Here is a 14,013-nt window from a genome sequence, read left to right as displayed (position 1 = left end):
ACTTTTTGGAAAGCCACTCCGTCTAGGCATTTGGCGCGATGGGGGATGTGCTCGCCACCGTGATGCTCGTGGCGCTCGGGCTGCTCCTGGTCTCGGCCGGGATCGAGGACGTGCGAATCCGCCAGATCGCCAATTGGAAGAACGCGGCCATCGCGTTGATGGCGCCGCTCTGGTGGATGGCGAACGGTCTCGCGCTTTGGCCGGAAGTGGCGATCCAGATCGGAGTCGCCCTGGCCGTCTTCGCCTTCTTCGCCGGCGCCTTTGCGCTGGGCCAGATGGGTGGTGGCGACGTGAAGCTTATCGGCGCGCTGGCGCTGTGGCTGCCGGTCCAGCCGCTGCTGTGGATGCTCGTGCTGATGTCGCTGATCGGCGGCGCGCTCACACTGCTGCTCGTGCTGGAGAAGGCGCTGCGGAAGACACGGAAGACACTGGAAATTCCCTATGGGGTCGCAATCGCGATCGCGACGCTGCTGGTGCTTCGCGAACCGATTTTTAACCAGTTCGGGTGATGTTTAATGCCGGATCAACCCGGCCCGTCGATTTCAGGAAAAGGCCTTGATGCGTCATGGATGCTAGGAAGCTGATACTTCTCGTGGGCGCGCTGATCGTCGCGGCGATCACGGCGTTCATGGCGCGCAGCCTGATGGTGGGCACGCCTGCCCCCGTCGCGGGCGCCGCTCCGGGCACCGGCGAAGTCGCGCCCGCCGTGGAAGTGCTGGTGGCGCAGCGCGCGCTGCCGGTCGGCACGATCCTCGATCCCGGCGCGCTGAAGTTCGTCGCCTGGCCCGAGGAGCTGGTCGAAGGCGCCTATTATCTGAAGGCCGAGACCGATCTGAATTCGCTTCAGGGCACGGTCGTCCGCTTCGCCATTCCGGCGGGCCAGCCGATCACGCAGGGCGCGCTCGTGAAGCCCGGCGACCGTGGCTTCCTGGCCGCCGCGCTCGGTCCGGGGATGCGCGCCGTCACCGTGCCGGTGCAGGCGCAGAACGCAGTCGCGGGGTTCGTCTTTCCCGGCGATCGCGTGGACCTGATCCTCACCCAGAATATCGAAGGCGGCGGCGACGGTCCGCCGCTCAAGGTCTCCGAAACCGTACTGCGCAACCTGCGCGTGCTGGCGACCGACCAGCAGACCGACCGCCAGACCGACGAAGAAGGCCGCACGGTCGTCAGCACCTATTCGACCGTCACCGTGGAGGCGACTCCCTCGATCGCGGAGCAGATCTCGGTGGCGCAGGAGATCGGCGACATCTCGCTCTCGCTGCGTTCGCTTGCCGATTCATCTACCGAGCTCGAGGAAGCGATTGCCACCGGTGCGGTCTCGGTTCCCGAAGGCGACGATCCCGCCGCCGAGCGCGCGATGCTCGAGCGGGCCCGCACCCGGCCGATCGAGGGGCGCTCCAGCTTCTCCACCGGTGCCGACGTCTCGCGCTTCCAGCGCAGCACCGTGCCGGGCCGCCCTGCCGAAAACAATGGCGCTCCGCCGCTTTCCGCGCCGCCGCCCGGCTTCGTCATGCCGGGCAACCAGCCGCCTCCGGTTCCGAACGGCGTCGACCTGGGACCCACGGTCCGCGTGGCGCGCGGCAACGACGTGACGGTGGTGCCGCTCGGAATGCCGAATGCTTCCTCCGGAAGGAACAACTAGACATGCGTTTTCTGGCCAAGCCGATGGTACTGCCGTTCGCGGCTGTCCTCGCCACGGGAGGCGCGGCCGCGCTGTCCGTCGCGCCCGCGGCGGCGCAGACGACCGCCCCCTCCCCGACCAATCTCGTCCAGATCAGCACGGGCGGCGGGCGGCTGGTGACGCTCGACGCTCCGATGACGGACGTGTTCGTCGCCAATGCCGAAGTCGCCGACGTGCAGGTTCGCTCGCCGACCCAGCTCTATGTGTTCGGCAAGGCGCCGGGGGAAACCACCGTCTATGCGACCAGTCGCGGCGGCGGCGTCGTCTATGCCGCCACCGTCCGCATCGCGAACAACATCGATTCGATCGATTCGATGCTGCGCCTGGCGATGCCCGAGGCGCAGATCGTCGCCACTCCGATGAACGGCCTGATCCTGCTGACCGGCACGATCGCCAGCCCCGACGACGCGGCCGAGGCCGAGCGGCTCGTCCAGGCCTTCGTCGGCGAGGAGACCCAGATCATCAGCCGGCTGCGGACCGCCACGCCGCTGCAGGTGAACCTGCAGGTTCGGTTCGCCGAAGTGAGCCGCAGCTTCGTCAAGAATGTCGGCGCGAATCTGCTGACCCGCGACACGACCAACGGCTTTCAGTTCGGGATCGGTTCGGGCCGTTCGCCCGGCACGATCGGCTCGGTCGACACCTCGAACCTGCCGCAGCTGGACGCATCGGCGCGGTTCGGGCTGCCGGCGGGCTCGATCGAGCTGCCGTTCGATCCGCGCATCGGCGACTTCGTCTATCCCGATACCGGCACGCAATTCGACTGGTCGAAGGGCCCGCAGCAGGCGACGCTCGCGCTGGCCGGCCGGCTGTTCGGCCTCGACATTCTCTCGGCGATCGATCTCGGTGAGACCATTGGCCAGGTGACCACGCTCGCCCAGCCGAACCTGACCGCGCTTTCGGGCGAGACCGGCACGTTCCTCGCGGGCGGCGAAATCCCGATTCCGATCGCGCAGGGGCTCGGCGCCGTCTCGATCGAATACAAGCAATACGGCATCAGCCTGGCCTTCACGCCCACCGTTCTGGCCGACGGTCGCCTCTCGCTGCGCGTCCGGCCCGAAGTGTCGCAGCTGAACTATGCCCAGGCCGTCCAGTTCGAAGGCACGATCCTGCCCAGCGTCTCGACGCGCCGCGCCGAGACCACGGTGGAGCTCGGCTCGGGCGAAAGCTTCATGATCGCAGGGCTGTTGTCGAACACGCATGACAATTCGATCGACAAGGCACCCGGCCTCGGGGACTTGCCGATCCTGGGCACGCTGTTCCGCTCGAACGCCTTTCAGCGCAACGAGACCGAGCTGGTGATCGTGATCACCGCGACGCTCGTCCGGCCGGTGACTTCGAACCAGATTTCGCTGCCGACCGACGGCTATCAGGCGCCGGACGACTTCTCCCGTATCCTCGGCGGTCAGCTCTCGCGCTCGACCGATGCGCCGCCGCCCCGGCCGTCGATGGCGCCCGCGCCCGCCGCAGCGCCCGCACTCGGCGCCGCGGCTCCCGTCCAGCCGCAGCCGCAGGCATCCGAGCCGGCTCCGCAGCCGCGGCGCGAGCAACGCCGAAGCGATGGTTCCGCCGCCCCCGGTTTCAGTCTCGATTGATGCGCACTCAGGAGATGCTCATGTCCCCCCGTATCGCGCTTTCCGCCCTGCTCGCTCCGGCGCTGCTGCTCGCCGGCTGCGGCACGTATAACGGCGGCGTCGATTCGCTGCACCAGCCGGTGGTGTCGCGCAGCGACTATGTGTTCGATCTCGCCACGGCGGGCTACGGCCTGGCTCCAGGCGAGGAACAGCGCCTCGCCGGCTGGCTGCAATCGATGGGTCTGCGCTACGGCGATCGCGTCGCGGTCGACGACGGCGGCCACCCCACAGGCGCGCGCGAGCAGATCGCTGCCGTCGCGGGCCGCCACGGCATCCTCCTGTCCGATCATGCTCCTGTCACGATGGGCACGGTCGCGCCGGGAACGGTGCGCGTCGTGGTCACCCGCATGACCGCCAGTGTTCCGAGCTGCCCCGATCACAGCCGCGAATATCAGCCCGACTTCGGCGCGAGCACGAGCTCCAACTTCGGCTGCGCGATCAATTCGAACCTCGCGGCAATGACCGCGAATCCGGCCGATCTCGTGCGCGGCGAACCGGGCGCCGACATCGCCGATCCGGCAACCGCGACTCGCGCGATCCGCAGCTACCGCGAAGCCAAGCCGACGGGCGCAGAGGGCCTGCCCGCGGCGACTCCCACCATGGGCGGAGGGAACAACTAAAGTGAACGCCCCCTTCAACCCCGGCCGAACCGGCCATCGCGAACCGTTCGTCGCTTTCGTCTGCGACGAGACGACGGCGGAGCTGCTGCGCCCGATTGCGATCGAGCTCGGCTGGTCGCCGGAGAAGGTCAACAAGGGCGGACTACGCAATGCCGTTCAGACGCTCTCCGTCTCCGCGAGCCCCAACATCCTGTTCGTCGACCTGTCCGAATCGGGCGATCCGCTCAACGATATCAACGCGCTGGCCGAAGTGTGCGAGCCCGGCACCATCGTGATCGCCGCAGGGCAGGTGAATGACGTTCGCCTCTATCGCGACCTGATCGCCAGCGGCATTCAGGACTATCTCCTGAAGCCGCTCAATCCCGACGCGCTGCGCGAGAGCTTCGCCCAGGCGCAGGCCGCATTGGCAGCTCCAAAGGTCGCCGAGACATCCGCCGATCGGCCGCATTGCGCGATCGCAGTGATCGGCACCCGCGGCGGCGTGGGCGCCTCGACGATGGCGACGTCGCTCTCCTGGCTGATGAGCGAGCGCCACGTCAGAACGACTGCGTTGCTCGATCTCGACGTGCATTTCGGCACCGGCGCGCTTGCGCTCGATCTCGAGCCCGGGCGCGGCCTGACCGATGCGATCGAGAATCCCAGTCGCATCGACGGACTGTTCATCGAGCGCGCGATGGTCCGCGCGTCCGAACGACTCGCCGTGCTTTCGGCCGAAGCACCGATCAACTCGCCGGTCCTCACCGATGGCGCCGCTTTCTATCAGCTGCAGGAGGAGATCCGCACCGCATTCGAGTGCACCATCGTCGATCTCCCGCGCTCGATGCTCGTGCTGCATCCGCATCTGATCGCCGATGTGCAGGTTGCGGTACTGGTCACCGAGCTCACCCTCGCCGCTGCGCGCGACGCGATCCGCATCCTGAGCTGGTTCAAGTCGAACGCGCCGCAGACGCAAGTGATCGTCGTCGCCAATCGCGTGCAGCCGAGCGCGCAGCTCGAGATCAGCCGAAAGGATTTCGAAGGGTCGATCGAGCGCAAGATCGATTTCCTCGTTCCGTTCGACAACAAGCTCGCCGCGCAGGCGGCAAAGCTCGGCAAGCCTTTCGCCGAGGCGGGCAAGAATTCGAAATCGGTCGCGCCCATGGTGGAGCTGTCCGAACGTGTCCTCGACTTCGCGGATGCAGGCGAACCGGCTTCCGTGGGCGGCAAGAAAGCAGGCAAGGCGGGCGGCAAGGCTGCATCGGGCAAGGGCGGCTCGCTCCTCGCCAAGCTGATGACGCCGAAGAAAAAGTAACTCCGCCGCTTCCGGGCGGCCAGTGAGAAGCGGAGGCGAACGCGGCATGAACATGCTGCCGTACCTGATGATCGGCGCGGGCGCTTTCGCGGTGCTCGCGATACTGGTGTTTGCCTTTTCGGGTCCGTCCGTACAGCGCGCGGGCTCACGACGTCTTTCCAGCGTTCGCGAACGCCACGCCGGCCAAACGACGGTCGCGGCGGCGATGGAGGCGCAGATGCGCCGCATCTCCGCGCAGCGGGCAACGCGCGTGGACGCCGCAGCCGCACGTTTCATCCCGAACCCGGCGCTTCTGGGAAAGCGTCTCGCGATGACGGGCAAGGACTGGACGGTCGGACAATATGCGCTGGCCACGGTCGGACTTGCGCTGGTCGGCTTCGTCGCTCTCTGGTTTCAGGGCGCACCGCCGTGGCTGGCAATGTTCGCCGGGCTTTTCCTGGGGCTGGCCGTTCCGCACATGGCGGTCGGCTTCTTCATCGGCCGGCGCATCGCCAAATTCACTGCGAAGTTCCCCGACGCGATCGAGCTGTTGGTTCGCGGCCTGCGCTCGGGCCTGCCGATCACCGAGACGATGGCGGTCGTGGGAGCCGAGATCGAAGGGCCCGTGGGCGAGGAATTCCGTGCCGTTTCCGACAAGATGAAGATCGGGCGCACGCTCGACGTGGCGCTGCAGGAGACATCGGACCGGCTCGGCACTCCCGAGTTCCAGTTCTTCGTCATCACCATCGCCATCCAGCGCGAAACCGGCGGCAACCTTGCCGAAACGCTGTCGAACCTCGCCGATGTGCTGCGAAAGCGCAGCCAGATGAAGCTCAAGATCAAGGCGCTTTCGTCCGAATCCAAGGCGTCGGCCTATATCGTCGGCGCTCTGCCCTTCATCGTGTTCGGCATGATCTGGTTCATCAACAATCAGTATATGCTCAACTTCTTTCAGGACGAACGGCTGATGGTCGCCGGCGGCGGCGGGCTGGTCTGGATGGGGATCGGCGCGTTCATCATGGCCAAGATGGTCAATTTCGAGATCTGAGGCGGCAATGCAACCCACCAGCACCGCACCGATGATCCTGGGCGTCGACGTCCTGTGGGTGGCCACGCTGCTCGCGGGAGTCGCGACGCTGGCGATGCTGTATGCGCTCTACATGGCCACTACCGTGCGCAATCCGATGGCCAAGCGCGTCAAGGCACTCAACGAGCGGCGCGAGCAGCTGAAGGCGGGCATCACAGCCTCCACGTCAAAGCGGCGTGCCAAGCTGGTCCAGCGGAGCGACGCTTCGGATCGAATGCGCAATTTCCTCAGCTCGATGAAGGTGCTGCAGGAAAGCCAGGTCAAGGCCGTCCAGATCAAGATGCTGCAGGCCGGGATCCGGCGCAAGGAATGGGCCGTCGGCGTCATTTTCGGCCGGCTCGTGCTGCCGATCGTGATCGGTGGCCTCGCGGTGTTCCTCGTCTATGGCACGGACATGTTCGCCGACTGGGGTTCGCTTAAGAAATACGGGCTCGTCGCCGGCGCCTTCCTGCTGAGCTACAAGGCACCGGACATCTATCTCAAGAACAAGATCCAGAAGCGTTCGGCCGCGATCCGCAAGGGCCTGCCCGACGCGCTCGATCTGCTCGTGATCTGTGCCGAAGCGGGACTCACCGTCGACGCCGCCTTTGGCCGCGTCTCGCGCGAACTGGGCAAGGCCTATCCCGAACTGGGCGAGGAATTCTCGCTGACCGCGATCGAGCTCGGCTTTCTGACCGACCGCCGCAATGCGTTCGAAAATCTCGCGATGCGGATCGATCTCGATGCGATTCGCGGCGTGGTGACCACGATGATCCAGACCGAGAAATACGGCACGCCGCTCGCTTCGGCGCTGCGCGTCCTTTCGGCCGAGTTCCGCAACGAGCGGATGATGCGCGCCGAGGAAAAGGCTGCGCGGCTTCCCGCGATCATGACGATCCCGCTGATTCTGTTCATCCTGCCGGTGCTGTTCATCGTGATCCTGGGCCCCGCCGCCTGCGACATCAACGACGCACTGCTGACCGGCTGACCACCCCGCCATCTTGCCTGTGGCGGAGAATCGCGGAGCAGGGTACATCGGCCTCGCGATCATAGGGGAGGTCGATCATGCCGGAGTTGCCGTTCCAGACGCCGACCGAATTCGTTGCGCTTGCCCTAACGCTCATCGCCGGCTGGCTGCTGGGTCTCGCCAGCGCTCCGGGCGGGCGCAAGTGGAAGCAGCTCTATCAGGACGAGGAAGTCGCTCACGCAGGCTATCGGCACCAGGCGGAGACCGACCTTCGCGAAGCCAACCAACGCATTCGCGAGCTCGAAACCGAGCGCGAACGGCTGCAGAAGTCGCTCGACGAGGCACAAGCGGCTCCGCCGAGCGCACCGACGGCAAGCGCCGATGCCGTCAGCGAAACCGATAGCGAGCCCGGCGCCGGCTGGCGCGGCTGGTTCGGCTGGGGCCGCGACAATCTTGCGCGGATAAAGGGTATCGACGAAGCACGCGAGCAGCGGCTCAACGAGCTCGGCATCAAGACCTATCGCGAGATCGAGAAGATGACCGCCGACGACGAAGCGGCGCTCGAACAACGGCTCGAGGTCGAGAAAGGCACCATCGCCGATCAGGAGTGGCGCGAACAGGCCGCGATGCTGCGCGCGGGCAACGACGACGAGCACGGCCAGCGCTACGGCTGAGCCGGAAACGCTGGGTCGGGGCAGCGCCGGGCTACGGCAGCACGAGCGCGCGCTGGTACGTCTCGACCACTTCCGCCAGCGGCACGCCCGCGCCCGATGACACGAGCGCACGATGGCGCAGGACCGCGGCGGGGGGAGCGCCCCGCCCGTCCCACAGCCGTTCTGCGGCCAGATTGCGCCGCACCGGCACAAGGTCCGCGATCACCGCGCCGAACGGCGTGTCGTTCTCCGCCAGCGCCGCGCGCATCTCCGGCGTCAGACGCGCGGGCACGAACCAATTCTCCGCCTCGGACAGCAGCCGCGCGCCGCAGACCAGCCGCACGCGCCGATAGCCGAGCGGCTCGTCTGCGCTCACTGCCAGCCGGTCGCGCTGCTCGGCGCTCGCGGGCACGTCGATTCCACGGTCTACCTCCGCGCGCACCGCCAGCCCGCCACAGCGGCGCTCCAGCACGCTCGTCGCGGTCGGACCCGCCAGCAAGTCGGCGTGCAGGGCGTCGACTGCATCCTGCACAGCGTGCGCGAGCGGCGTCATGGCCATGCTGCCCAGGGCGATAGCGGCAAGCGGCGTCACGCCCGCGCCGCGAGCGCCGCCTGCGCCGCCGCCAGCCGCGCGATCGGCACGCGATACGGCGAGGCCGAGACGTAATCGAGCCCGGTCTTCTCGCAGAAGGCGATCGAGGCCGGGTCGCCGCCATGCTCGCCGCAGATGCCGAGCTTGAGGCCCGGCCGGGCTTCACGGCCGCGCTCCGCGGCAATCTCGATCAGCTCGCCCACGCCTTCGATGTCGATGCTGACGAACGGGTCGCGCGGATAGATGCCCTTATCGACATAGGTGGTGAGGAACCGCCCCGCATCGTCGCGGCTCACGCCGAGCGTGGTCTGCGTGAGATCGTTGGTGCCGAACGAGAAGAACTCGCCCACCTCGGCGATCTCGCCCGCGCGCAGCGCCGCGCGCGGCAGTTCGATCATCGTGCCGACCAGATAGTCGATCGTGCGGCCCTTCTCCTCGAACACCGCCGTCGCCGCCTTGTCGACCACTGCCTTCATCAGCGCCAGTTCCTTGCGCGTGGCGACCAGCGGGATCATCACTTCGGGGATCGGCGCCTCGCCCGATTTCGCCGCGACATCGCACGCCGCCTCGAAGATCGCGCGCGCCTGCATCTCGTAGATTTCGGGATAGGTGACGCCGAGGCGGCAGCCGCGATGACCAAGCATCGGATTGAACTCGTGCAGCTCGGCCGCGCGGCGCTTCAGCGTCTCGACCTCGACTCCGGCGGCCTGCGCCACTTCGGCGAACTCGTCCTCCTCGTGCGGCAGGAATTCGTGCAACGGCGGATCGAGCAGGCGGATGGTACAGGGGAGCCCCGCCATCACCTCGAAGATCTCGGTGAAATCCTTGCGCTGCTCGGGGAGCAGCTTCTCGAGCGCGGCCCGCCTGCCCTTCTCGTCGCCCGCGAGGATCATCTGGCGAACGGCGGTGATCCGGCCGGAATCGAAGAACATATGCTCGGTGCGACACAGGCCGATGCCTTCGGCGCCGAACTCGCGCGCGGTGCGGCAGTCGGCGGGCGTCTCGGCATTGGTGCGCACCTTGAGCCGCCGGACCTTGTCGGCCCAGACCATCAGCGTGCCGAAGTCCCCCGCCAGTTCAGGCTGGAGCGTCGGCACTTCGCCCACCATCACTTCGCCGGTGGCGCCGTCGATCGTGATGATCTCGCCTTCGCGCACTTCGCGGCTGCCGACGCGCATCACGCCTTCGGCGGCCTTGATTGAGAGCGTGCCCGCGCCCGAAACACAGGGCCGGCCCATGCCGCGCGCGACCACGGCGGCGTGGCTGGTCATGCCGCCGCGCGCGGTGAGGATGCCCTTTGCGGCGTGCATGCCGTGAATGTCCTCGGGGCTCGTCTCGATGCGGACGAGGATCACATCCTGACCATCGGCGGCGGCCTTCTCGGCCGTGTCGGCGTCGAACACCACCTTGCCCGAAGCCGCGCCGGGCGAGGCCGGCAGCCCCTTGGTCAGCACGTCGCGCGGCGCATCGGGATCGAGCGTCGGGTGCAGCAGCTGGTCGAGCGCGGAGGGGTTCACCCGCGCGACCGCCTCCTCTTCCGAGATCAGCCCTTCGCTCGCCATGTCGACCGCGATCTTGAGCGCAGCCTTGGCGGTGCGCTTGCCGGTGCGAGTCTGGAGCATCCACAGCGTGCCGCGTTCTACGGTGAACTCGATGTCCTGCATGTCGCGATAGTGGCGCTCGAGCTTTTCGAACACCTGCGCCAGCTCGGCATAGGTTTCGGGCAGCGCCTCTTCCATCGACAGCGGCTTGGCGCCCGCCCTCTCGCGGGCGTCCTTGGTCAGATATTGCGGCGTGCGGATGCCGGCGACCACATCCTCGCCCTGCGCATTGATCAGGAACTCGCCATAATAGCCATTCTCGCCGGTCGAGGGATCGCGCGTGAACGCGACTCCGGTTGCCGAAGTCTCGCCCATGTTGCCGAACACCATCGCCTGGACGTTGACCGCCGTGCCCCAGTCGCCGGAAATGTCGTTGATGCGGCGATAGACCTTCGCACGCTCGGCGTTCCACGATCCGAAAACCGCAGCGATCGCGCCCCACAGCTGATCCTGCACGTCCTGCGGGAAGGGCTTGTCCCACAGCTCCCTCACGATCTTCTTGTATTCGTCGACCAGCGCCTTCCAGTCGGCTGCGGTCATTTCGGTATCGAGAGTATAGCCGCGATCCTCCTTGGCGATCTCCAGCGCTTCCTCGAAGCGGCCGTGATCGAGCCCGAGCACCACGTCGCAATACATCTGGATGAAGCGGCGATAGCTGTCCCAGGCGAAGCGCTCGTCCTCCGCCTTCGCCGCCAAGCCCTGCACGGTCTCGTCGTTGAGCCCCAGGTTGAGCACGGTGTCCATCATCCCGGGCATCGACACGCGCGCGCCCGAGCGGACCGAGACGAGCAGCGGATCGGCATTGTCGCCGAACTTCTTTCCGGTGATGCCTTCGATATGGGCGACGCCGTTGGCCACTTCCTCGCGCAGCGAGTCCGGGAACGTCTCGCCCTCAGCGTAATAGCGCGTGCACATCTCGGTCGATATGGTGAAGCCCGGCGGCACCGGCAGGCCGATCGAGGCCATTTCGGCCAGATTGGCGCCCTTGCCACCGAGCAGGTTCTTGTCGCCCGTGCCGCCTTCGGAAACGCCGCCGCCAAAGCGGTACACATATTTGGTCATCGGTCCGTCCCTGTTCTCAACTCTTTGTTTTCGCTGGGGAGGCGAAATGCATGCGGACAAAGGGCGGAAGCCGGCGCAGGTTCCCTACCCCTCGATCTTCGAGAAATCCGCCACCCGATGCACTGCGTCGCGCATCCGCGCCAGCAACGCGAGTCGTGCCGCGCGCTTCGCCGCGTCGGCGTCGTTCACCGTCACCGTGTCGAAGAAACGGTCGATCGGCCCGCGCAGCGTGGCGAGCGCGGCCATCGCGGCTTCGAAATCCTCGCGTGCGATCGCGGCGGCTGCTTCGGGCTCGGCCGCGTCGAGCGCAGCGATCAGCTCGGCCTCGGCGGGTTCGCGAGCATAAGGCTCGGCTGCATCCCCACCACCGTCAGCAGTTCCGGACGCCGGCTCTCCACCGTCGCCCCCGCGCAGGCGGGAGCGTATAGCTGCACCCTCGTGCACATGCTTTCTACCGTCGCCCCCGCGAAGGCGGGGGCCCATCTCTCCGTCCACTGGCGCTGGCATTTCATCGACAGAGCCATGGGCCCCTGCCTGCGCAGGGGCGACGTAGCCTTCCTTCTTCAGGATATTCGCCGCACGCTTGTACCCGGCGAGCAGGTTCGTCCCCTCATCGGTCTCGACGAACGCCTGCAACGCATGCACCCGCGCGAGCAGCCGGACGAGATCGTCCTCGCCGCCGAGCGCGAACACCGCGTCGATCAGATCGTGGCGAACGCCCGCCTCGCGCTGCTGAACCTTGAGGCGGTCGGCGAAGAAGGTGGGAAGCGATGTGAAGACGCTTTCCATGGCGGCTTTGTGCTCGACCAAAGCCTCGTCAGAGGATTCTGGCGATACGCGCAGATCGGTCATTCCTCGCAGGCCTCGGGTGATACCCTCCCAAAGGTTAAGCCGCAGACCGTTGCGCGTTAGGAGTTCCAGCACCCCCAACGCCGCTCGGCGAAGGGCAAACGGGTCCTTCGATCCAGTGGGCGGCATGTCCGCGAAGAAGAACGCGACGAGCGTATCCAGCTTGTCCGCCAGCGCCACCGCCACGCTCACCGGCGCGGTGGGGACTTCGTCGCCCTGCCCGACCGGCTTGTAGTGATCGCGGATCGCCTCGGCGACTTCCAGCGGCAGGCCCTGCGCCTTCGCCAGTTCATAGCCGATGATGCCCTGAACCTCGGGGAATTCGCCCACCGTTTGCGTGACGAGATCGGCCTTGCAGAGAAGGCCGGCCTGTTCGGCAAGCTCGGCGAGTTCCGCCTGCCCGTGCTCCGGCGCAGGCCGGAGCCCTGTGCCGTCTCCGCTGCGCTCTGCACCCTGAGCTCCGGCCTGCGCCGGAGCACTGGTGCTCGCATCCGAACCCTTCGAACCGGCAGCCGCACCGGAGTTTCCAACGATCCCCTCCTCGACCAGCCAGCGCGCCAGCTTGCCGACGCGCGTGGCCTTGTCCGCGACCGTGCCCAGCTTTTCGTGGAAGACGATGCGGTCGAGCTTCTTCGCCTGCTCGGCAAGCGGGACCTTCTTGTCCTGTTCCCAAAAGAAGATCGCGTCGGAGAGCCGCGCCTCGGCGACCTTGCGATTGCCCGCCACGATTTTGTCGCCGCCGTCGCGCGCGGCGATGTTCGCCACACAGACGAAGCCCGGTGCGGTCTCGCCAGTCTCGCGCCGCACCGAGAAATATTTCTGATTCACCTTGAGCGTCAGCTCCAGGATCTCGCGCGGGGCATCGAGCAGCCGCGCGTCGAAGCTGCCCAGCAGCGGCACCGGCCATTCGGTCAGCCCGGCGTTCTCGGCAACCAGGCTCTCGTCCTCGACCAGCACCAGCCCGGCCTCACCCGCCAGTTTCGCCGCGCCGTCGCGGATGATCGCCGCGCGCTCGGCGGGATCGACGATCACATGGCAGGCGCGCAGCTTCTCGACATAATCCGCCGCCGATCCGATGGTGATCGCACCGGGATGGTGGAAGCGATGCCCTAGCGTCGCGGCGCCGCTGGCGACGCCCGCGACCTCGCACGGCACCACATCCTCGCCCAGCAGCGCGACGATGCCCTGCAGCGGGCGCACCCAGCGCAGGCTCTCGGTCGAAACCGAGGCATCGCCCCAGCGCATCGACTTGGGCCAGGGAAAGGCGCGGATCACCGCGGGGATCGCCTCTGCCAGCACCTCGGCGGTCGCGCGGCCGGGCTTGTCGATCACCGCGAACCACACGCCGTCGCGGTCTTCGAGCTGCTCGCGCGCCAGGCCGGTCTTGCGCAGAAAGCCTTCCAGTGCCTGCGGCGGAGCCGAGGTGCGAGGACCCTTGATCTCCTCGGACACCGCCTGCGTCGCCAGCGGCAGTCCGCGCGCGATCAGCGCGAGCCGGCGCGGCGTGGCATAGGTGACGAGCGCATCGACCTCGATCCCGGCCTTGGTCAGTTCGGCGGAGAACAGCTTGGCGAGGTCGTCGCGCGCCTTCGCCTGCATCCGCGCGGGGATTTCCTCGGAACGCAGTTCGAGCAGGAATTCGGTCACTTCAGATCCTCCCCGGCACGGGGAGGGGGACCATCCGAAGGATGGTGGAGGGGGCTCGCCACAAGCGCAGCGATCGATTCCGCCACCCCGCCCGCATCCTCAAGCACATCCGCGGCCGAAAAACGCGCCACTCGATATCCATTGTCGATTAGAAAAGCGTCACGCCGCGCATCGCTTTCCGCACGTGGATTAAGATCGTGCGCCTGTCCGTCAACTTCGACGACCAGCTGCGCGGACGCGCAGTAGAAATCGACCACATATGATCCGATCGGATGCTGTCGGCGGAATTTTGCGCCAGTCTTTTGACCGCGAAGGCGCTCCCACAGGAGGACTTCAGGCAAGCTCAATTCTTTGCGTAACGTGCGAGCAGTCGC

At 66.9% G+C, this 14,013-nt stretch carries 12 protein-coding genes; 8 read left to right on the top strand and 4 right to left on the bottom strand.

Annotated elements, in window-relative coordinates; translation table 11 throughout:
• Positions 1–38: 38 nt before the first annotated feature.
• The 8 genes from H7V21_RS14420 to H7V21_RS14385 all read left to right on the top strand — a co-directional run bounded on the left by H7V21_RS14420 (position 39) and on the right by H7V21_RS14385 (position 7,909).
• Entirely contained in the window at positions 39–509 is a 471-nt protein-coding gene (locus H7V21_RS14420) for a prepilin peptidase (protein ID WP_188054397.1), read from the top strand.
• Between the two features lie 56 nt (positions 510–565).
• Positions 566–1,642: a Flp pilus assembly protein CpaB gene (cpaB, locus tag H7V21_RS14415; RefSeq protein WP_188054396.1), complete on the top strand. Its 1,077-nt coding sequence runs from the start codon at positions 566–568 to the stop codon at positions 1,640–1,642.
• A gap of 2 nt (positions 1,643–1,644) precedes the next feature.
• Positions 1,645–3,273 carry a type II and III secretion system protein family protein gene (locus tag H7V21_RS14410; protein ID WP_262503898.1) on the top strand — a complete coding sequence of 543 codons (1,629 nt, stop codon included), beginning with the start codon at positions 1,645–1,647 and terminating at the stop codon, positions 3,271–3,273.
• A gap of 20 nt (positions 3,274–3,293) precedes the next feature.
• The gene (locus H7V21_RS14405; RefSeq protein ID WP_316715430.1) at positions 3,294–3,932 is read left to right on the top strand and encodes a CpaD family pilus assembly protein; all 639 of its coding nucleotides are present in this window, start codon (positions 3,294–3,296) and stop codon (positions 3,930–3,932) included.
• 1 nt (position 3,933) lies between these two features.
• Positions 3,934–5,223, top strand: a complete 1,290-nt coding sequence (locus H7V21_RS14400; protein ID WP_188054394.1) for a pilus assembly protein CpaE — start codon at positions 3,934–3,936, stop codon at positions 5,221–5,223.
• Positions 5,224–5,269: 46 nt separating this feature from the next.
• Positions 5,270–6,250, top strand: a complete 981-nt coding sequence (locus tag H7V21_RS14395; RefSeq protein WP_188054393.1) for a type II secretion system F family protein — start codon at positions 5,270–5,272, stop codon at positions 6,248–6,250.
• Between the two features lie 7 nt (positions 6,251–6,257).
• Entirely contained in the window at positions 6,258–7,256 is a 999-nt protein-coding gene (locus H7V21_RS14390; protein ID WP_188054392.1) for a type II secretion system F family protein, read from the top strand.
• A 77-nt stretch (positions 7,257–7,333) separates the two neighbouring features.
• The gene (locus tag H7V21_RS14385; protein ID WP_188054391.1) at positions 7,334–7,909 is read left to right on the top strand and encodes a hypothetical protein; all 576 of its coding nucleotides are present in this window, start codon (positions 7,334–7,336) and stop codon (positions 7,907–7,909) included.
• Positions 7,910–7,940: 31 nt separating this feature from the next.
• On the opposite strand, the gene H7V21_RS14380 is transcribed toward H7V21_RS14385, so the two are convergent.
• From H7V21_RS14380 to H7V21_RS14365, 4 genes are all read right to left on the bottom strand, one after another.
• The gene (locus H7V21_RS14380; protein ID WP_188054390.1) at positions 7,941–8,447 is read right to left on the bottom strand and encodes a hypothetical protein; all 507 of its coding nucleotides are present in this window, start codon (positions 8,445–8,447) and stop codon (positions 7,941–7,943) included.
• 29 nt (positions 8,448–8,476) lie between these two features.
• A complete protein-coding gene (ppdK, locus tag H7V21_RS14375) occupies positions 8,477–11,143 on the bottom strand; it encodes a pyruvate, phosphate dikinase (RefSeq protein WP_188054389.1) in 2,667 nt (888 codons plus the stop codon).
• Between the two features lie 84 nt (positions 11,144–11,227).
• Positions 11,228–13,639: a glycine--tRNA ligase subunit beta gene (gene glyS, locus H7V21_RS14370; RefSeq protein WP_188054388.1), complete on the bottom strand. Its 2,412-nt coding sequence runs from the start codon at positions 13,637–13,639 to the stop codon at positions 11,228–11,230.
• Positions 13,636–13,980, bottom strand: a complete 345-nt coding sequence (locus H7V21_RS14365) for an endonuclease domain-containing protein (protein WP_262503897.1) — start codon at positions 13,978–13,980, stop codon at positions 13,636–13,638. The genes glyS and H7V21_RS14365 overlap by 4 nt, the downstream gene beginning before the upstream one ends.
• Positions 13,981–14,013: the final 33 nt, after the last annotated feature.

Source organism: Sphingosinithalassobacter sp. CS137 (genome assembly GCF_014334115.1).
In the GTDB taxonomy this organism is placed as follows: Bacteria; Pseudomonadota; Alphaproteobacteria; order Sphingomonadales; family Sphingomonadaceae; genus Sphingomonas.
The sequence above is the reverse complement of the archived record's forward strand: the minus strand, read 5'-3'. Positions and strand labels throughout refer to the sequence as shown.

Coding starts and splice junctions, on each gene's coding strand:
- cpaB (WP_188054396.1), top strand. CDS start 566: ATGGATGCTAGGAAGCTGATACTTCTCGTGGGCGCGCTGATCGTCGCG.
- H7V21_RS14420 (WP_188054397.1), top strand. CDS start 39: ATGGGGGATGTGCTCGCCACCGTGATGCTCGTGGCGCTCGGGCTGCTC.
- H7V21_RS14410 (WP_262503898.1), top strand. CDS start 1,645: ATGCGTTTTCTGGCCAAGCCGATGGTACTGCCGTTCGCGGCTGTCCTC.
- ppdK (WP_188054389.1), bottom strand. CDS start 11,143: ATGACCAAATATGTGTACCGCTTTGGCGGCGGCGTTTCCGAAGGCGGC.
- H7V21_RS14395 (WP_188054393.1), top strand. CDS start 5,270: ATGAACATGCTGCCGTACCTGATGATCGGCGCGGGCGCTTTCGCGGTG.
- H7V21_RS14405 (WP_316715430.1), top strand. CDS start 3,294: ATGTCCCCCCGTATCGCGCTTTCCGCCCTGCTCGCTCCGGCGCTGCTG.
- H7V21_RS14385 (WP_188054391.1), top strand. CDS start 7,334: ATGCCGGAGTTGCCGTTCCAGACGCCGACCGAATTCGTTGCGCTTGCC.
- H7V21_RS14380 (WP_188054390.1), bottom strand. CDS start 8,447: ATGGCCATGACGCCGCTCGCGCACGCTGTGCAGGATGCAGTCGACGCC.
- H7V21_RS14390 (WP_188054392.1), top strand. CDS start 6,258: ATGCAACCCACCAGCACCGCACCGATGATCCTGGGCGTCGACGTCCTG.